Source organism: Campylobacter sp. IFREMER_LSEM_CL2194 (assembly GCF_025771685.1).
Taxonomy (GTDB): domain Bacteria; phylum Campylobacterota; class Campylobacteria; order Campylobacterales; family Campylobacteraceae; genus Campylobacter_D.
This window is the reverse complement of the sequence record NZ_JAKMQS010000005.1, coordinates 14,119-32,332: the sequence shown is the minus strand read 5'-3', so window position 1 is coordinate 32,332 and position 18,214 is coordinate 14,119. Positions and strand designations below refer to the sequence as shown.

Sequence of the window (18,214 nt, the reverse complement as noted above, 5' to 3'; positions counted from 1 at the left end):
TCATTCCTTAAAAAATACTTCTTGCAAGGCCTGATTTTACAAGCATAACTTTTAATTCTTTAATATAAGATTCATAATCAAGCTCATTTGAAGAAATAAAATTTTTAAATTTTGTGTGATAATAAATTCCTTTTTCTTCATCTGCGACTAATTTTAAAAATTGAGGTGCTTTTTCTGGGTATTTAAGTAGCATTTTATAAGCAAATACAAAAAAGCTATCGCCAAGATATTCAGGTAAAAATTCCCTAACTTCACTTGTGTAATATAAAAAATCATATTGTTTATAAAGTTCTATATCGTGTATATCAATAAGTCCTTTAAAAAGTTCGAGTTTTTCTAAAAAATCACTTTTATCCATGATTAAATCTTTGGTTGCTCTTTTGGTATCAAGTGGTTCTATGGTAAGTTCTTTGCCAAATCTTTCTATGATATTATTTAAATCTCTTCTTTGTCTGATTGTAACTTGATTGACTTTAATACAACTTTCTGGATTTTCTTCAAAATCAAAATATATGTCATCTTTTTTAATTTGACTTAAAACATCATAAACACTTTTAAAATTTTTACTATCATAAACATAAGGTTTATAATAAGCTAAATAATCACTATCTTTATCAAAACGAAAAATTCTTAAAGTTATTTGCATATTTTATCCTTGGTATTATTTTTCATTATATACATTTTAAACTTATAAAAATTTGATTATTATATAAAATTAAAAGCTTTTTGTATAAAATATTCACATGGATAAAGAAAAATTTATTATCAACGCCTTTGCTAATTCTATCAATGGAGACGATGGGGCAATTATCGATGGATATTGTTATTCTAAAGATTTATTTTGTGAAGACGTGCATTTTAAGCGCTCTTGGATGAGTTTAGAACAAATTGGAGCAAAGGCTATGCTTGTTAATATTTCTGATGCAATTGCTATGAATGCTACACCAAAATACGCTCTTTTAGGACTTTCTTTGCCAAAATGTTTAGATATGAAACAAGTTAAAGCCTTGCAAAAAGGCTTGCTAGATAGTGCAAAAGAATTTGGAGTACAAATTATAGGCGGAGATACCATAGCGGATAATAAAATCAATATTAGCATAACTATTATTTCTAAGGTAAATAAAAGCGCTATTTTTAGAAAAGGTTTGAAAAAAGGAGATTTGCTTGCTTTTAGTGGGAAATTAGGTGAGAGTTTAAAAGGTTTAAATATATTATTTCGCGGTGGAAAATTGCATTCTAAACATCGTTTTATAAAACCTAGTTTGAGACAAAAATTTTTTTATGATATAGCAAAAAAAGTTAGAGTAAGTATGGATATTTCAGATGGTTTAAATAAAGACTTATCAAGAATATTGTTTCAAAATCAACTTAATGCAAAATTTTTTAAAAAATTAGATAAATTTAGCTTAAATAGTGCAGAAGAATATGAAATTTTATTTGCTTTTGATAAAAAACATAAAGCATTTATACAAAATATGGCAAAAAAGCATAGAATTAAACTAAATATTTTTGCAAAAACAACAACAGGAAGGTATAAATTTTATGGAAGAGAACATCATTTTTAAGCCCTTATATACTTTAAAACACAGCCCGATAAATGTGTATTTTTCAAAAAATAGTAATGATTTTGTAGTAAGAGAAAAGCCTTTGTATGAATTTAGTGGTAAAGGTGAACATTTAATTTTACATATACAAAAAAAAGATCTAAGCACTAGCGAGGCTTTGAGAATTTTAAGTGAGCAAAGCGGTGTTAAAATGAGAGATTTTGGTTATAGTGGTTTAAAAGATAAACAAGGCTTAACTTTTCAATATATTTCTATGCCTAAAAAATTTGAAGAGAGTCTAAAAAATTTTAAACATGATAAGATGAAAATTATAGAAAGTTTTTATCATGATAATAAACTTAGAATAGGGCATTTAAAAGGAAATTCATTTTTTATAAGATTAAAAAAAGTTTCAAAAGTAGATGCTTTAAAAATAGAACAAGCTTTTAAAAATATCCAAGAACAAGGCTTTGCTAATTATTTTGGATATCAGCGTTTTGGCAAATTTCAAGATAATTTTTCACAAGGACTAGAAATTTTAAAAGGCAAAAAAATCAAAAATAAAAAAATGCAAGAATTTTTAATTTCTGCTTTTCAAAGCGAGCTTTTTAATAGATATTTGAGCAAAAGGGTGGAATTATCACATTTTATTAATGACTTTAGTGAAAAAGAAATAAAACAAATTTATGGTTTAGAAAAAGAAGAAATCAAAAGTTTAAAAAATCAAAAGCAGTTTTTTAAACTTTTAAAGGGTGAAGTTTTAGGACATTATCCTTTTGGTAAATGTTTTATATGTGAAGATTTATCAAGTGAAGTAGAAAGATTCAATCAAAAAGATATTAGCGCGATGGGTCTTTTAATAGGCTCTAAAGCTTATGAAACAAACGAAGGTTTAGCTAAAAAATTAGAAGATGAGATTTTTTCTTTTGCATATGAGTTTAAAAATAAAATGCAAGGTTCAAGGCGCTTTATGTGGTCTTATTTGCAAGATTGCAAAGGTTATTATGATGAAGAAAAAGCTCATTTTACTTTGGAGTTTTTCTTACAAAAAGGCTCGTATGCCACAGTGATTTTAGAAGAAATTTTACACACAGATATCTTTGAACAAACTCATAATATATAATTTAAAAAATTGATATTGAGTATCAGTAAAAATTTATCTTTTATAAATTATAATAACAATTATCATTTTTATAAAAAGGAAAACTCAATGTCAGTTTTGGTTATCGGAGCGGATGAAATAACCCCAATAAAAGCAGTTTTGACAAACCTAGGTGCAAAAAGCATAGAGCATTGGGATGCTAGAAATGAAAATAGGGTAAATAGAAAACCCATTCCACAAAATACTGAATGTATAGTTATGCTTACTAGTTTTTTAAATCATAATACTATGAAAAAAATCAAAACAGAGGCAAAAAAACGCAATATACCTTTAGTTTGTGCTAAACGCAGTGTGAGTTGTGTGTATTGTGAATATTGTAAGGTTTTTGGACTTGATCAAACCTATGAGTGCGCAAAGAAGGCTTAGTGTATGTTTGGATTTAATGAAAAAGAGGATTTTATACCTAAAATATTTAGAGATTTAGAACAAAAAAGTATTAATCATATTTTTTTAAATTTATATAATTCTTTAGTTGAAGATGATCTAAAAATACCTTATATCTATGCAAAAAAAGCTGACTGTTTAAGAAATATTTTTGAGTTAAAAATTCAAAATATGAGCACAGAAAGGACTTTGAGATTTAGCAAAATAAAACAATTTTGTCCATATTCTCATAAAATCATCAAAGCTTATAAAGAAGGAAATTTAAATCAAATACAACTTGAAGCAAAGATGCCAAAATATACTTTAGCGAAATTAATACAAAATGTGTTCTTATCACCTAGTTTTACTTTGCCTTTACAAGTTGCTTTTGAGGCTTTTGTATATGATAAAATTTGCAAAAGCAATACCAAATCCAAAGTAAAGATTTATAAAAATATCATTATTATTAATGAAAAAATGGCAGTCATGCCTTTATTTTGTAAAGATAGTGATAAAGATATAGAGCTTGCTTTGCAATTTATAAAAGAAAATTCTTTTGAAAGATTTTATATTGTGTATCCAAGAAATAAAAATTTCACTCAACATGAAGAAATAAGACATTTTTTATGCGAAAATAATAAAACTTTGCTAAAATTAGTTCCCTATACTATTAATAATCAAATTTTAAGGAGATGTTAAATGTCAATAGCAGTAATTTATGGTAGTTCAATGGGTAATACCGAAGGTGCGGCAAACATGATCGCTCAAAAATTAGGAATTTCAGATGTATTAAATATCGCAGATATTGATGCAGAGAAAATTAATTCTTATGATAAATTAATTTGTGGAACTTCTACTTGGGGAAGTGGTGATTTTCAAGATGATTGGGATGGTTTTGATTTTTCAGCTTTAAATCTTAGCGGTAAAACTGTTGCTGTTTTTGGTATGGGAGATAGTGAAAGCTATTCAGATACATATTGCAGTGCTATGGGAAAACTTGCTCAAGCTTTAAAAGCAGCGGGTGCAAATTTGGTAGGTGCTGTTTCTACGGGTGGTTATACTTTTGAATCAAGTGAAGCCGTAGAAGGTGATAAGTTTGTAGGACTAGCATTAGATAATGATAATCATGAGGATTTAACAGAAAGTAGAATTGATGCTTGGTTAGAGCAAATTAAACCTTCTTTTTCTTAAAAATTAGATGCCTAAAAGGCATCTTTATGTTTAAAATTTTCTTTTTTTAGTTTCACTTAGCATATCTTGTGCTAAAGAATCTACTTCATTTGCAATAGTATTAGTCTGCATAGCTGTTTGAGAGTTTTGTTGTGTGAGTTTTTCTATAGTAGCTACTGATTCATTGATTTGACTAATATCATCTGCTTCTTCTTTTATGGCTTCACCCATATCATTTATTGACTGGGCTAAGATATTAGTATTAGCTTCAATCTCACCTAAAGACTTTTGAGTTCTTTCTGCTAGATTTCTAACTTCATCAGCAACAACAGCAAAGCCACGTCCATGTTCACCAGCACGTGCTGCTTCAATAGCTGCATTTAATGCAAGTAGGTTAATTTGATCTGCAATATCTGAAATTACTGTAGTTACATTTTTGATATCATTGCTTTGTTTTACTACATCTTGTGTTTTAATGGAAATTTCACTCATAGCTGAGTTCATTTGCTCTAAAGCTCTTGCGCTTTCTTGCAGTGATGAGGTTTGATGTGTAGCATCATTTGTAAGTTCTTGCATGCTTTGTTTGAGTGCTTCGGCCTTTTGGTTGAGTAATTCTCCTTGGTGAAGTGATTGTGTAAGCATGTTTTTTATTTCATCTCCAAGAGAATTTATAGCCTTTTCAATATCGCCTTTTGGTGCATTAATAGTTGCTGTGAAATCTAAGCGTTTGTAGCTATCAAATACAGCTAAAATTTCGTTTAAATTACTGCCAATTTTTCTTTGTAAAGTTGTAAGCATACTATTTAACACTTTCATTAATTCTTGAATTTGAGGGTTGTTAGCATGAGAGCTAATATGCAAATCAAGCTCACCTGTTTCTATTTTTTTAGCAATATTGACAGATTCTTCAATGGCTTTTGCATCTTTGTTTAGAGCTTCTTTAATGATCTCAATGTTTTCATTAATTTCTTCTGCCATTTTTCCAAATTCATCTTGAGTTTTAAGCTTAATAGGATGAGAGTGAGAATCTTTGTGGTTTAAATAATTAAAGAAATTATGTAATCCTGATGAAATGATTGCAATTGGTTTAAGATTGTAAGAAATAATCATTCTAATAAAAATCAAAGTGAAAAAAATAGCAATCAAGGAAATAATAATTTGTTCCATTAGTGTTTGTTTAGCTGCATCATTGTAAAAATCATAATCAGCTATAGAACAGATAACATATTTTGGATTAATTCCACCATTACAAATTAAAGCTCTAGTTTCATTTTCTTTTGTTTGAATTTTAAAAATATCTTTTGAAAGACTTCTATTTGCACCTTCTGGTGTTTTAAGATAATATGCAACAATATCTTTACTTGTATTGGTTGAGGTTAAAATTTTAGAAGGATCAGTGTGAAAAAGATAGGTTCCATCATGGGCTAAAACAGCAGCATGCGAATAAGGTGTTTTACCTATAGCTAAAACTTCTTCTGAGAATTTTTTTAAATCATAATCAGCAGCAACTACACCTATAACTTCACCATTTTCTATAATAGGATTGGCATAAGAAATAGTAGGTTTTTTCATGCTAGAAGATATGTATGGTTCTGTGACAATTAACTCTTTTTTTTCTTTGGCTTCTTTATACCATCCTCTAGTTCTAGGATCATAACCACTTTCTGGAGTTTGGTTGTTGCCATTTGATCTAAACATAGAGCCATCTTCAAATCCTACATAAGTTAAGTCAAAACCTAAAGAATCTCCTATGGATTTTAACAAGCTAGTGTATTGTTTTGAATTAAGATTATGCTTATTTTCTTTGATATATTTTGTTAAAGAATTAATTATATTACGTCTATCACTTGCATATAAATCAAATCTTTTGCTTACATCAAAAGCAACTTTTTGTTGAAATTGAACTAACAAAGTATGGCTATTAGATTTTGATTTAATATAATTAAAAACACCTAAAACACATAATAAAACTATAACAAAAATACAAACCAAAAAGGCAATTTTGTTGGAAAAATTACCTAGTAAATATTTTTTGGTAGATGAGAACATTTTTTTCTCCTTGAAAAGTTAAAAATTTAAAGTTTTACTACTATGGTAAATTATATGATTTTATTAAAAAAATATTTAAAAATTTATAAATAATATTAGGTTTTATTAAAAATACAATATATTTTAAAAGTATTTTAAAGAGAAAATTCTAATTTTTTGGAAAGTAAAATTTTATTATCAGTGTATTTTGCCCATTGTATATTTAAAGCGAAAATACAAGCTTGTGCAAGTTTTGCAAAGGGAAATTTTTTATAGTATATTCTTTCTTGCTCTTTGGTGGCTTTTTGAAAAAGAGCTTTGATTTGCACTCCTTTAATAAGATTAATAATATCTGTATCTAGCGCTATATTAACTGCTACTTTAGGGGATTTATAGGCAAGTTGAATATGTTTAGTATGTTCTTCACTAGCAAAAATTAAAGCTAAATTTTTATCATCAAAAGCATAATAACAGCTTGCGCAATATACTCCACCATCCTCATCAAGCATACTTAAATTTAAAAGTTTTTGTGAATGGATAAATTTTTTAATTCTTTCGTCCATTATTATTGGCTTTAAGTTTTAAAATTTTTTGATAACTTAAGTGGGTTAAGAAGATTATATAAAATACTTGTAAAAATAAACCAAGTAAAGGTATGCTTGATAAAGCAAAAAAGACTAAGGTGATAATTTTAAAATATAATGGTGATGAATTTTTATAAAAATCATCAAAATTGTTTTTATCTAAGACATTGCTTAATACATCAAGTAATAAAAGTTTGTGAAATAAATAATAAAATACTCCATAATAAATCACAATGCTAACAAAAGGTATAATTAACAAAAAAGTAGCTACTACAAATAATACGCATGAGATGAGTAAAAATTTGAATGTTTTAAGTAAAATTTCTAAAGAATTTACTTCTCTTTGTATGAAATGGTTGTAGTATTTTTGGTTGATTTTTTTGACTATATAAGGAGTTAAAAAGGAAATTATAAACATAGTAAAAAATACAGAGGCAAATACTACTATAAAAAATCCTCCTATAGCGCTTAAAAATGCAAGTGAAAATTGCACTATAGAAAAACTAAAAAACCAAGCCATAAAAGAGCCACTGACTACATCTTCAATATAAGAAAAAAATACATCATAACTATAATATACTAGCAGGGCAAAAATAACCAAGCTGATTAAAAAAGGCAAAGTTGAGAATTTTAAAAAAGGCTTGCTAAGAAAATCTTGCAAGCTTAGGTATAGTATATTCATTTAATTTGCTTATAAGCATCTTGAAGTTTTTGATAGATTTCTTTATAATCTAGTGTTTCTTTTAAAATTTGATTTAAAACTTCGTTATCTTCTGTGCCATTCCAAGTTTTTTTATAAGTGCCTTCTTTGTAGCCGTTTTCTTGTCTGAATTGATTTAATATATTTTTTCCAATATAGGTTTTATAAAGCTCAAAGAAATTTAAACCACATTTTCTAGCTAAAACAAAATATGCACTCAAAAGTTCACCTAAATCATAATCAAAACCACTGCATTTGTGGATAATAAGCTCAATATCATTTAAAATTCCATAGATATCTGCTTCATTTGGATTAGAAGTTTCTTTGCAAAAGTCATCAAAAAAAGTTACAGAAGAAACTTCCTCTGCTATGAAATTTTTATCATCTATTTGTTTTTCTTTGTATTCTTCTAAAATCAAACTTAAAATAAAATGCCATATATCCACTATTTCAATGCGCACATTGTCCCAGTTTGCAGGAGTGTGTATGCTTTTCCAATGTTTCCAAGCAAAAGAATCAATAAGCTCAGCACACTCCATATAAATACATCTTCTAAAACTAATCAATTTACCTTCTTTCGTATAGCCATTTTCCCATCCTATACCATTGGTATCATCATTTAGTTTTTGCTGGAGTTCTAGCATGCTTTTTAAAATATCTTTTACTTCCATGTTATTTCCTTTTTTAAGCATAAAATCCAAATTCTTTATTGTCTTCTTCTTTTTGTTCTTTTTGTTTGTTATATTGTTCCCAAATTTCTTCTAGTAATTTAGTGCTATCTTGGAAAATTTGTTTTTTAATATCTTCAAGATCAGTTTTATTCATTTCTTTGTTTAAACTCTTATCCATGGTGTTAAATAACTCATGTAAAGTAGCCTTTTTATGTTCTTCATTTTTTGGTTCAGGTAAGGCATCGCCAATTTTCATTGCAGTGGTAATGAGCTCTTTTGGTTTTAAGGTTCCTACTCTTGAGTTTTTCATAAACTCATCGATTTGAGGTTGTACTTTGGCTACTGCTTCTTTTATTTCTTCAATTTCTTCTTGTGAAAGTTTAGTTCCACTATATGAAAATGAAAAACCAAATTGATTTCTTAAACTCAAAGATGCTGAATTTCCATCTTTATCTAATTTTGCTTCTTTTTTATCATACATAGAAAAAGAAAGATGATTGCCATTTTTTGTTTTAATATCCATAGAAAAATTTTGAGAATTGTAGCTAGAAATTTGCATAGCTTTTCCTTTCAAGTAAAGATAAGGTTATATCGTCAAAATAACCAAATCTTGAATAAATTTGCAAAGTTTTGCACTTTGCAAATTTCAAATATTTAGGGAGATAAATATTTTAGCATTAAGTCTTTAAATGCTCGTTAAATCCCAAAATAATTTTAATAATTTTTCGTTTTTTGCACATATTAAAATTTGCTCTTTGTTATGTGTCTTTTTGCATGCTTTTAGAGCTTGTTTTAAATGTTCTTTTAAAGAAAAAATCAATCCAAAAGCAATACCTTCTCTATCTAAGCCGCCTAGAATATAAATTAAAGGCATGCGCATTGATTTAGAAACATCAAGTTTTGCTTGTTCATTAATTGTGATTTTAAAATCAAATTTGCTAGGATGTTTAAACTTATAAGCTAAAGCAAGATCTAAAAACTCATCTAAATGATTTAATTTTTTTCCACTAATAAATGGATATATAAAATAAAATAAGTCTAAGATATTATTGCTAGTTTTGCTTTCATCATCGTAATTTTCTTGTATAAAATCATAATATGTTTTAAATTGCTCTTGGTAATTTTGCACTAAAGTCATAGTCATTTTGGTTTTTGCAAAATTATTTAAAAAAACTTTAGGATTAGCTTCAAAACTAAAATCTAAAAAATTAATCTTTATATCATTTAGATAAAAAATCCCACTAGTATCACTTTCTAAATCTAGTAAAATATTATTTGAATTAAGCTCATTGATAGAACTATTATGGACTATTTTATCATCTAATATAATAGAAAAATCATTATAAGCAAATTCATTACTCATAGGTTTTTCATAAAAACCAAAATCATCCCAAAAATTTTCTTCACTACAAGCAATGCATCCATGTCCTGCAGCTACTGGCCAAGAGGTTTTGGAGTTAAATTTAACCTTAGGGCAATTATTATAAGCATAAGGTCCTTTGCAACCTACTTTAAAAAGACAATAACCTTGTTTAATATTTTCATCATCAAAACTTTGAGCAAAATTTCCTGCTTCAAATTTAGCTTTTCTTTCGCATAAATCATGTAAGCATTTACCATAAAAGGCTAAAGGTCTATTTTGCTCATCTAAAGCCATATCTTGCTCAAATAATATATAAAAACAAAGTGCTGCGATGATATTTACATCACTTGGGGGACAACCTGGTATATTGATTACTTTTTCTTCTAAGACTTTAGAAATTCCTATGCTTTTGGTGGGATTTGGATGTGCAGCTTGAATTCCTCCATAGCTTGAGCAAGTTCCCATAGCAAAGATTGTTTTAGCATTTTTAGCACATTTTTGTAAAATTTCATATCCATTTTCACCATGTGCTCCTATGGTTAGATAAAAAGGATCTATAGCACAAACTCCACCTTCAACAGCTAAAAGAAAATCTTTTTTTTCTAAAACTTCCTCTAAATGTGATTCTGCTTGATGTCCGCTAGCACTCATAAAGGTTTCATGATACTCTAAGGAAATAAAATCAAAAATTAAATCCAAAAAATCTGGCAATGAAGTTCTAAGTAAGCTCTCGCTACACCCTGTGCATTCACTTAAATGAAGCCATATGAGACTAGGTGGGGTGTGAAGTTGAAAATATCTATGCGCCAAAGGGCTAAATTCATTTGGTAAGCCTAAAATTTTAATGATAGAATTTACAGCCTCTAATGAGATATTTTTTTCTTCTTTGTGTGAGTTTTCTAATAGAGTGATTTTATGCTCTAATATGCTTTTTAATTCTTCATTGCCCAAAGACATTTTTTAACCTTTAGCTATTTGTATCATATTTAAAAAATCATTTGCATTTAATGCAGCTGAACCTATCAATACTCCATCGCAATTTTTTAAAGCGCAAATTTCTTTAATATTGCTTTGATTAACACTTCCGCCATATAAAAGCTTAGCATTGGTAAATTCTCTTAAGAAATTAAGTATAGTGTTGATATCATCAAGATTAGCACTAACTCCTGTGCCTATAGAATAAATAGGCTCATAAGCTATGATAAGTTTTTTATAAGATAAATCAATATTTTCAATTTGTTTTTTTAAAAAATCCAAGCTTTTGTTGGCATTTTTAGTTTCTAAACTTTCGCCTATACAATAAATGATATTAAAATCAAGATTTTTTGCAAAGTCAAATTTAGCCTTTAAAAAGCTTTCATCTTCCTTTAAAGCTCTTCTTTCAGAATGGCCTATTAAAACGCTTTTGATGTTAAATTCTTCTAAATGAATTTTACCTATTTCTCCAGTATATGCTCCATTTTCGCAAGGGTAGAAATTCTGCGCGCCTTGTTGAAATGAAAAATTGTCTTTTAAGAAAGCTATGCTAGGAGGGAAGATGAAAATTTCATCTTCTTTGTTTAAGTTTTGGTTTAATTTTTGAGCGTAAAGTTCAAAGCTTGATCTTGTATGATTACACTTTAAATTTGCTGCAAAAATCATTCATTATCCTTTATAGTCAAAGGTTTTACACCAGGAAGTTCTTTTCCTTCTATAAGTTCTAATGATGCTCCACCACCGGTTGAAATGAAAGTCATCTCATCAGCATCACCTGCTCTTGCTACGACATCAGCAGTATCACCACCACCTATTACAGTTGTTGCATGAGATTCGCTAATATAATGACTCATTTTAATACTGCCTTTTGAGAATTTATCGATTTCAAAAACCCCCATAGGTCCATTCCACCATATAGTTTGAGCATCAGAAAGTGCTTCTTTAAATAATCTTACACTAGCAGGACCTATATCAAGCCCCATCCAACCTGCAGGAATTTCTTGCACAGGAGTGTATTTCATTACTGCTTCTTGAGAGCAAGTTTGTGCTGCTGTAACATCCACAGGAAGATAAATTTTTACTCCTAAATTTTTACCTTTGAGTAAGATTTTATTTGCTTCTTCAATTAAATCTTCTTCTAAAAGTGAATTTCCTATATCATAACCTTGAGCTTTTAAGAAAGTAAAGGCCATACCTCCACCTATGATGAGCTTATCTACTTTTGGAAGTAAGTTAGTCAAAGCTTGCAATTTTCCACTTACTTTAGAACCACCTACTACAGCCACAAAAGGACGCGCAGGGTGTTTGATAAGATTGCTTGCAAATTCTATTTCTTTTTGGAGTAAAAATCCCGCACCTTTGTTTGCATTATCAAAGTATTTTGTAATAGCTTCAACACTAGCATGGGCTCTATGGCAAACCCCAAAAGCATCATTAATATAAACATCAGCCATAGAAGCAAGTTCTTTGGCTAAGTTTTCATCATTCTTAGTTTCACCCTTTTCAAAACGTAAATTTTCTAAAAGCAAAATTTCACTTGATTTTAATTCGCTAGCTTTTTTCTTTGCATCTTCACCTATAACATCTTTAGCCATAATGACTTCTTTAGACATTAAGCGTGCAAGTCTTTTTGCAACCGGCTCTAAAGAGTATTTTGAAGCTATTTCTTTTGGACGTCCTAAATGTGAAGCTAAAATAACTGCACAGCCATTGTCTAAACAATATCTTATAGTAGGGATAGCCGAGCGAATACGACGATCATCAGTGATATTTAAAAACTCATCTTGAGGAACATTAAAATCACATCTAATAAATACTTTTTTCTTTACAAGATCAATATCTTTAATCGATAAAATACTACTCATCTTAAGCCTTTGCTACAAATACTGCCATATCTACCAAACGAGAAGAATACCCCCATTCATTATCATACCAAGCAACCACTTTAACAAAATCATCACAAATAACTTGAGTTAAATCACTTGCTACAATCGCACCATAAGAGCAAGTTATAAAATCACTTGAAACTCTTTCTTCATCATCAACCAATAATATACCTTTTAAATTGCTAGCAGCTGCTTTTCTAAAGACTTCGTTGATTTCTTCTTTACTTACTTTTTTCTTTAAAGTTGCAGTTAAATCCACAGTTGATACATCAGCCACAGGTACACGCATGCTTTGACCATGTAATTTTCCATCAAGTTCAGGCATAACAAGCTTCATAGCCTTTGCTGCACCAGTTGAAGTAGGGATGATATTTTGCGCAGCAGCGCGTGATCTTCTTTTATCTCTTGCTTTTGCATCAATAATGCTTTGTCCGTTTGTATATGCATGAATGGTTGTCATTAAACCTTTTTCTATGCCAAAATTATCTTGCAAAACTCTACAAATTGGACCTAAGCAGTTAGTGGTGCAACTTGCATTTGAGATGATGTTTTCGCCTTTATATTCGTGAGCATTTACTCCTAAAACATAAGTTGGAGTTTTATCTTTTGCAGGTGCACTCATGATAACTTTTTGCACCCCATGATCTAAAAATCCTTGACATTTTTCCATAGTTAAGTGTGCACCAGTACACTCTAAAACAATTTGTGCACCATATTTTGCAAAGTCTAAATCCGCTACATTTCTGCTTTTTAAAACTTTTATTTTTTTATTATCAATTATTAAATCATCACCATCATTTTCAACACTACCATCGTATACCCCATGAACAGTGTCATATTTAAAAAGATATTTAGTAAGCTCTATATCAGTAGTATCATTAATCGCTACAAGTTCGATATCATCGCGCTTCATAATAATTCTTGCAACACATCTTCCAATGCGTCCAAAACCATTTATTGCAACTTTTACAGCCATTTTCATTTCCTTTTTATGATTAAGTAGGTAAAATTCTACTAAAAAAAGGTTAAATTTTAATGAAAATCGCACTTTTTGGTGGTAGTTTTGATCCACCCCATTTAGGGCATAATGCTATAGTCTTTAATGCACTAGCAAATTTAGAGCTTGATAAACTCATTATTATGCCAACTTTTATTAGCCCCTTTAAGCAAGAATTTACAGCAAATGAGCAAAGACGCTTAAAATGGTGTGAGATGATTTGGGGAGGTTTGGAAAAAGTTGAAATTTGTGATTTTGAAATAAAAAAACAAAGACCCGTACCTAGTATAGAAAGTGTTGATTTTTTGCATAAGCAATATGAAATTTCTAAATTTTATCTTATTTTGGGAGCTGATCATTTACAAAGTCTTGAAAAATGGCATGAATTTGAAAGATTGCAAAATTTGGTAGAATTTGTTGTAGCCAAAAGAGATGGTATTTTTATACCAAAACATTTTAAAACTTTAGATACTAAAGTAAATATCTCTTCTTCTTTTATAAGAGAAACCTTGCAAACATCGCAAGTTTGTGAGCAAATCAAAGAAGAAGTTAAGCTTTATTATTCTAAATTTAAAAATATTTAACAAAAGGAAAATAATGCAAGAAAGAATTAATAATATAGTACAGATTTTAGATGATAAAAAAGCAGATTTAATAGAAACTTTTGATATGCAAGATAAAGATTATTTTGTTAAATTTGTAGTGATTGCTACTACTATGGGGGAAAGACATGCGCTTTCTTTGATTGATGATTTAAAAACTAATCTTAAAAGCAAAGGTGAAGAGTTTTTAAATATAGAAAGTAGTGAAGAATGGACTGTACTTGATTTAGGTGATATTTTAATTCATTTAATGAGTGAAACTTATAGAGCAAAATATAATATAGAAGAATTTTTAAAAAGTCTAAATAAAGAAAATCAAAACTAGGATTAATATTTGGATAATCTAATCACTGAATTATCAGATTTAGCTAAAGAATATTTTGAAAATTCAGAATTTGAAAAATGCGATGAGGTTTTAAGTGAACTTATAGCTTTTTGCAAAGGCGAGGTTACGCTTGCTCAAGATGGTAAAATGATTTTTATAGATGATGAGGACAAACATCGTTTGCTTTTAGAAGCTTACCATAATAGAGCGCTTTGTAGATTTAATTGTTTGAAATTTCAAGAAGCACTTAAAGATGCAACCATAGCTGTAGAATTTGATCCTAGTAATATATTTTTATTTAATCTTTTGGGTTTATGTAATTTTAAATTAGATTTATTACAAGAAGCACTTTTGGCTTTTAATAAAACTATAGCGCTAGATAATGCATATTATTTAGCATATTTTAATAGGGCTAGAGTTTATATACTTTTAGATGAGCACACAAAAGCTTTAAAAGATTTACAAACTTGTATTGATTTAGCTCCAGAATATTATATGGCTTATTATACTAGAGCTATTACTTTGCTTAGTGTTGATCCAAAACAAGCTTTGATTGATTTTAAAAAGTCTCAAGATTTAGGATTTGAATCCTCGCAGATTTTTTATTATCAAGGTGTAGCTTGTGAGAATTTGGAAGATTATCAAAAAGCTATAGAATTTTTTACTAAGACGATTGAGCAAGATGAGAGTTTTGCTGATGCGTATTATAAAAGGGCTAATAATAAACGTAAAGTTGATGATTTAGAAGGAGCTTTGCAAGATTGTTTAAAATCTATTGGGCTAGACAATGAAAATGCAATGGCATATTTGATTTTGGGACATATTTATAAAGACTTAGAAAAGATAGAATTATCAATAGATGCTTTTAAAAAATCAATCGATTTAGATGAAAATTTACAATATCCATGTTTTGCATTAGCTAGAGTTTTGTATGATTTAAAAGATTATGAACAAGCTTTGAAGTATTATGATAAAACAATTGAGCTTTATGAAGAATACGCTCAAGCATATATTAATAGAGGTAATACTAAAATTAATCTAAAAATGATTGAAGAGGCTATAGAAGATTTTGATTTAGCAGCTAAATATTATCAAGAAAGAGCAAGAAAGCATGATTTTACTCCATCAGAATTAGCAGAACTTGAACACGCAGTTCCTTATGGTTTTTATCATTTGGGTAATAGTTTATATGAAATAGATAAATATGATGAAGCTTTGATAAGTTATGAAAAAGCTTTGAAATATCAAAAAGAATATCCTGATGTGTTTTTTAATAGGGCTTATTTAAAATCTGATCTTGAAAAATATGAGGAAGCTTTAGAAGATAGCGAATTAGCTGTTAAATACTATAAAAAGCAAAATAATATTCAAGATTATGTTAATTCTCTTTCTCAAAGAGCTTGGATTAAAAGTAAACTTGAAAGATTTCAAGAAGCTATGGATGAATACAATGAGCTTATAAAAACATATAAAGATTATATTGATTTAAAAGATGTATTATTTGAAAGAGCATATTGTGCAAAAGAACTTGAATCTTATGAAGAATTAATAGCTTATTGTAATGCAGCGCATAAGGTGGATAAAAATAATTTTAAACTTTATTTTTGGCGAGGAATTGCTAAATATAATTTAAGCTTAGAAGAAGAAGCTATAGAAGATTTAAATAAGGCTTTAAAAATTGATAAAAACCATAATGGAGCAAAGTATTATAAGGGGCTTTGTTATGAAGATCTTTATATGTTTGAAGAAGCTATAAAATGTTACGATAGTGTGATTTTAAGTAATGAAGAAGATGATGAATCATATTTTCATAGAGCAAAATGTAAAAGAAATCTTGAAAAATATAATGAAGCCTTAAAAGATATCAATGAATGCTTAAAAATAATTGATGATATTGGGGAGTATTGGATAGAAAAAGCACAAATTTTAAGCTTTTTAGGAAAATATGATGAAAGCTTTGAAGCGGCAAAAAAAGCAAGTGAGCTTGAACCAAAATCATATGAGTGTTATCATTTTATGGGTGCAGTTAAAGTGTATTCGCAAGATTTTAAAGAAGCTATAAAATATCTTAATATGGCTTTAAATTTAGATGAAAGTCAAAATTGGACACATTATTATAAGGCAGAGTGTTTAAGAAATTTAGGTGATTTTCATGATGCATTGCAATGTTATGAAGATTGCTTAAAGATAACAAAAGAAAATACTGATGCTTTGGTGGGAAAAATTCAGTGTTTAGAAGAGCTAAAAGAATACAAGCAAGCTTTAGAGTGTACTAAAGAATTATTAAAGCTTGATGAAGAAAATGAATTTGCATTAAAAAATCAAAATATTTTAATGCAAAAATTAAAACAGCAAAATAAAAAATGGTGGCAAATTTGGAATTAAGCTTTGTATGATTTATTATTTGTGCAGATTTGAAAATTTGCATAAATAAAGTCTATTTGGTGTTTTTAATGAAAATATGAGTTTTAAAAAAAGTTATTTGACCTTTTATATTAATGTCAAACTCCAAAGGGATAAAAATCAAAGACGAGTTATTGCTAAGTTTGTAGCTTAATTGTGAATTTTTCTGATAATTTTTTAAGATTTTGTCAAAATTTTCAAGCTTTAAAAGTTCTTTTTCCTGAAGTAAAAAATATAAGGTATTATCATCAATCTTCATAAAATATTTAAAGTCGCTTGAATTAGCAACAAAATCAAATAATACTTCATCGTAATTTTCTTTTAATTTAGAGTATTTTGGATGAAATTTTTTGGACATATTGTGAAATTCTATCTTTTGTGGTTTTAAATGAGTTAAATTATAAGTTTTTAAAAAATCATCAAAACTATAATTGTTGTTATAATTTTTATTAAGATTATGTAAGGTGTTTTTGACGCTTTTAATTTGATTATAATATTGCCTGCTTTGAATATAGTCAAGATTTAAAGAATGTATAGAGATTTCTAATTTTTGCAATTGATATTTTTGTGAAGAAAAGCTTATGTAATTTGCAAAAAATCCTAAAAATAGCGTCATAAGTGCAAGTAGATAAAAAGAAAATTTTAATGCTATTTTTTGTTTAAACACGCTTAGATAATTTGCAATCAAAAGCCATAAATTTAAAGCTAATACTGCTAAGCGTTCTGGCGTAAAGCCATATTGTGTAATTCTAATTATAATAGCATAAAATACGAAAATATTTAGTGATAGTGCCACAATAAAAAAGGCATAAAGTAATGATTTTTTGATTTTATAAAAAGATAAATTTATCCAAAGATTAATTAATAAAAAACTACCAAACCAAAGACATAAATGAACTATACTAAGATTTTCTAAAAGATTAAATAATGCTCCTAAACCATAGGTAAAAAGCATGATTATATATAAAATACTAAAAGTATTTAGTATAAAAACAAAAATTTTATGAAAATTGTATGAAGTAAAATTGCCAAGTAAAAATAAAGAAAAAATTCCAGCACTACAAAGCCATAATGATAAAACACAAGAATCTAACATGCTTGAAGAAATATCAAATAAAAAATCAAATGAACCATAAAATATAGCCAAAAATATACCAAAAATGAACCAAAAGCTTATACTAAAAGAAATGGCAGCTAAAAAATGATGAAAATAATTAAAATCATATAATTTTCTTGCACATACTAAAGCTATAAGAGCTGTTGTTAAGGAAATATACAAAGAATTATTAGTAAAAAATATTAAATAATTTTCTATACCATCTTTAAAAATAAAATTTAAAAATATATAAAAAATTAGCCCAAAAAATCCAACCCATAAATTTTTCACACTTTTATAATTTTGTATTAAATTGCTTTTTGATTCAGTGAATGTTTCACAAAA

The 18,214-nt window shown here is 28.1% G+C and carries 19 protein-coding genes and 1 pseudogene; 8 read left to right on the top strand and 12 right to left on the bottom strand.

Features of this window, described 5'->3' with window-relative positions; all coding sequences use genetic code 11:
• Positions 1 to 7: 7 nt before the first annotated feature.
• On the bottom strand, positions 8 to 646 hold the full coding sequence (locus L8V79_RS03405) for a DUF5644 domain-containing protein (RefSeq protein WP_257396275.1): 639 nt from the start codon (positions 644 to 646) through the stop codon (positions 8 to 10).
• A 97-nt stretch (positions 647 to 743) separates the two neighbouring features.
• Between L8V79_RS03405 and L8V79_RS03400 the strand changes: the two genes are divergently transcribed.
• From L8V79_RS03400 to fldA, 5 genes are all read left to right on the top strand, one after another.
• Positions 744 to 1,565 (top strand): thiamine-phosphate kinase, encoded by an 822-nt coding sequence (locus L8V79_RS03400; protein WP_263702477.1) that lies wholly within the window; start codon positions 744 to 746, stop codon positions 1,563 to 1,565.
• A complete protein-coding gene (truD, locus tag L8V79_RS03395) occupies positions 1,534 to 2,667 on the top strand; it encodes a tRNA pseudouridine(13) synthase TruD (protein ID WP_263702565.1) in 1,134 nt (377 codons plus the stop codon). Before L8V79_RS03400 ends, truD begins: the two co-directional genes overlap by 32 nt.
• Positions 2,668 to 2,754: 87 nt before the next feature.
• Positions 2,755 to 3,072 (top strand): DUF2325 domain-containing protein, encoded by a 318-nt coding sequence (locus L8V79_RS03390; protein ID WP_012661148.1) that lies wholly within the window; start codon positions 2,755 to 2,757, stop codon positions 3,070 to 3,072.
• Between the two features lie 3 nt (positions 3,073 to 3,075).
• Complete coding sequence (locus tag L8V79_RS03385) at positions 3,076 to 3,768, top strand: hypothetical protein (RefSeq protein ID WP_263702475.1); 693 nt, start codon at positions 3,076 to 3,078, stop codon at positions 3,766 to 3,768.
• A complete protein-coding gene (gene fldA, locus L8V79_RS03380) occupies positions 3,769 to 4,260 on the top strand; it encodes a flavodoxin FldA (RefSeq protein ID WP_240388293.1) in 492 nt (163 codons plus the stop codon).
• Between the two features lie 30 nt (positions 4,261 to 4,290).
• On the opposite strand, the gene L8V79_RS08225 is transcribed toward fldA, so the two are convergent.
• The 10 genes and pseudogenes from L8V79_RS08225 to gap all read right to left on the bottom strand — a co-directional run bounded on the left by L8V79_RS08225 (position 4,291) and on the right by gap (position 13,422).
• On the bottom strand, positions 4,291 to 4,743 hold the full coding sequence (locus tag L8V79_RS08225; RefSeq protein WP_412175177.1) for a methyl-accepting chemotaxis protein: 453 nt from the start codon (positions 4,741 to 4,743) through the stop codon (positions 4,291 to 4,293).
• An 894-nt stretch (positions 4,744 to 5,637) separates the two neighbouring features.
• A pseudogene (locus L8V79_RS08220) lies at positions 5,638 to 6,288 on the bottom strand (cache domain-containing protein); the annotation flags it as partial.
• A gap of 134 nt (positions 6,289 to 6,422) precedes the next feature.
• Positions 6,423 to 6,830: a pyridoxamine 5'-phosphate oxidase family protein gene (locus tag L8V79_RS03370; RefSeq protein WP_263663833.1), complete on the bottom strand. Its 408-nt coding sequence runs from the start codon at positions 6,828 to 6,830 to the stop codon at positions 6,423 to 6,425.
• Entirely contained in the window at positions 6,814 to 7,533 is a 720-nt protein-coding gene (locus tag L8V79_RS03365; RefSeq protein WP_263702473.1) for an EI24 domain-containing protein, read from the bottom strand. The genes L8V79_RS03370 and L8V79_RS03365 overlap by 17 nt, the downstream gene beginning before the upstream one ends.
• Complete coding sequence (locus L8V79_RS03360; RefSeq protein WP_240390174.1) at positions 7,530 to 8,222, bottom strand: dUTP diphosphatase; 693 nt, start codon at positions 8,220 to 8,222, stop codon at positions 7,530 to 7,532. The genes L8V79_RS03365 and L8V79_RS03360 overlap by 4 nt, the downstream gene beginning before the upstream one ends.
• 13 nt (positions 8,223 to 8,235) lie before the next feature.
• A complete protein-coding gene (locus tag L8V79_RS03355) occupies positions 8,236 to 8,781 on the bottom strand; it encodes an ATP-binding protein (RefSeq protein ID WP_220517270.1) in 546 nt (181 codons plus the stop codon).
• 126 nt (positions 8,782 to 8,907) lie between these two features.
• Entirely contained in the window at positions 8,908 to 10,542 is a 1,635-nt protein-coding gene (locus tag L8V79_RS03350; RefSeq protein ID WP_263682777.1) for a hydrogenase small subunit, read from the bottom strand.
• 3 nt (positions 10,543 to 10,545) lie between these two features.
• Entirely contained in the window at positions 10,546 to 11,226 is a 681-nt protein-coding gene (locus L8V79_RS03345; RefSeq protein WP_263702471.1) for a triose-phosphate isomerase, read from the bottom strand.
• Positions 11,223 to 12,425: a phosphoglycerate kinase gene (locus L8V79_RS03340; protein ID WP_263702470.1), complete on the bottom strand. Its 1,203-nt coding sequence runs from the start codon at positions 12,423 to 12,425 to the stop codon at positions 11,223 to 11,225. Before L8V79_RS03340 ends, L8V79_RS03345 begins: the two co-directional genes overlap by 4 nt.
• 1 nt (position 12,426) lies before the next feature.
• A complete protein-coding gene (gap, locus tag L8V79_RS03335; protein ID WP_263702469.1) occupies positions 12,427 to 13,422 on the bottom strand; it encodes a type I glyceraldehyde-3-phosphate dehydrogenase in 996 nt (331 codons plus the stop codon).
• A gap of 59 nt (positions 13,423 to 13,481) precedes the next feature.
• Between gap and nadD the strand changes: the two genes are divergently transcribed.
• Genes nadD through L8V79_RS03320 form a run of 3 tightly spaced genes read left to right on the top strand, consistent with a single transcriptional unit; the run spans position 13,482 to position 16,755 of the window.
• Positions 13,482 to 14,027: a nicotinate (nicotinamide) nucleotide adenylyltransferase gene (gene nadD / locus L8V79_RS03330; protein ID WP_263678587.1), complete on the top strand. Its 546-nt coding sequence runs from the start codon at positions 13,482 to 13,484 to the stop codon at positions 14,025 to 14,027.
• 13 nt (positions 14,028 to 14,040) lie between these two features.
• Positions 14,041 to 14,370, top strand: a complete 330-nt coding sequence (rsfS, locus tag L8V79_RS03325; RefSeq protein WP_012661160.1) for a ribosome silencing factor — start codon at positions 14,041 to 14,043, stop codon at positions 14,368 to 14,370.
• Between the two features lie 9 nt (positions 14,371 to 14,379).
• Entirely contained in the window at positions 14,380 to 16,755 is a 2,376-nt protein-coding gene (locus L8V79_RS03320) for a tetratricopeptide repeat protein (RefSeq protein WP_263702468.1), read from the top strand.
• Between the two features lie 52 nt (positions 16,756 to 16,807).
• Here L8V79_RS03320 and L8V79_RS03315 read toward each other — a convergent pair whose 3' ends face one another.
• On the bottom strand, positions 16,808 to 18,160 hold the full coding sequence (locus L8V79_RS03315) for a hypothetical protein (RefSeq protein ID WP_263702467.1): 1,353 nt from the start codon (positions 18,158 to 18,160) through the stop codon (positions 16,808 to 16,810).
• Between the last annotated feature and the right edge of the window lie 54 nt (positions 18,161 to 18,214).

Coding starts and splice junctions, on each gene's coding strand:
- L8V79_RS03385 (WP_263702475.1), top strand. CDS start 3,076: ATGTTTGGATTTAATGAAAAAGAGGATTTTATACCTAAAATATTTAGA.
- L8V79_RS03350 (WP_263682777.1), bottom strand. CDS start 10,542: ATGTCTTTGGGCAATGAAGAATTAAAAAGCATATTAGAGCATAAAATC.
- L8V79_RS03405 (WP_257396275.1), bottom strand. CDS start 646: ATGCAAATAACTTTAAGAATTTTTCGTTTTGATAAAGATAGTGATTAT.
- L8V79_RS03360 (WP_240390174.1), bottom strand. CDS start 8,222: ATGGAAGTAAAAGATATTTTAAAAAGCATGCTAGAACTCCAGCAAAAA.
- L8V79_RS03355 (WP_220517270.1), bottom strand. CDS start 8,781: ATGCAAATTTCTAGCTACAATTCTCAAAATTTTTCTATGGATATTAAA.
- L8V79_RS03340 (WP_263702470.1), bottom strand. CDS start 12,425: ATGAGTAGTATTTTATCGATTAAAGATATTGATCTTGTAAAGAAAAAA.
- L8V79_RS03370 (WP_263663833.1), bottom strand. CDS start 6,830: ATGGACGAAAGAATTAAAAAATTTATCCATTCACAAAAACTTTTAAAT.
- L8V79_RS03345 (WP_263702471.1), bottom strand. CDS start 11,226: ATGATTTTTGCAGCAAATTTAAAGTGTAATCATACAAGATCAAGCTTT.
- L8V79_RS03365 (WP_263702473.1), bottom strand. CDS start 7,533: ATGAATATACTATACCTAAGCTTGCAAGATTTTCTTAGCAAGCCTTTT.
- L8V79_RS08225 (WP_412175177.1), bottom strand. CDS start 4,743: ATGAACTCAGCTATGAGTGAAATTTCCATTAAAACACAAGATGTAGTA.
- gap (WP_263702469.1), bottom strand. CDS start 13,422: ATGGCTGTAAAAGTTGCAATAAATGGTTTTGGACGCATTGGAAGATGT.
- nadD (WP_263678587.1), top strand. CDS start 13,482: ATGAAAATCGCACTTTTTGGTGGTAGTTTTGATCCACCCCATTTAGGG.
- fldA (WP_240388293.1), top strand. CDS start 3,769: ATGTCAATAGCAGTAATTTATGGTAGTTCAATGGGTAATACCGAAGGT.
- L8V79_RS03400 (WP_263702477.1), top strand. CDS start 744: ATGGATAAAGAAAAATTTATTATCAACGCCTTTGCTAATTCTATCAAT.
- rsfS (WP_012661160.1), top strand. CDS start 14,041: ATGCAAGAAAGAATTAATAATATAGTACAGATTTTAGATGATAAAAAA.
- L8V79_RS03390 (WP_012661148.1), top strand. CDS start 2,755: ATGTCAGTTTTGGTTATCGGAGCGGATGAAATAACCCCAATAAAAGCA.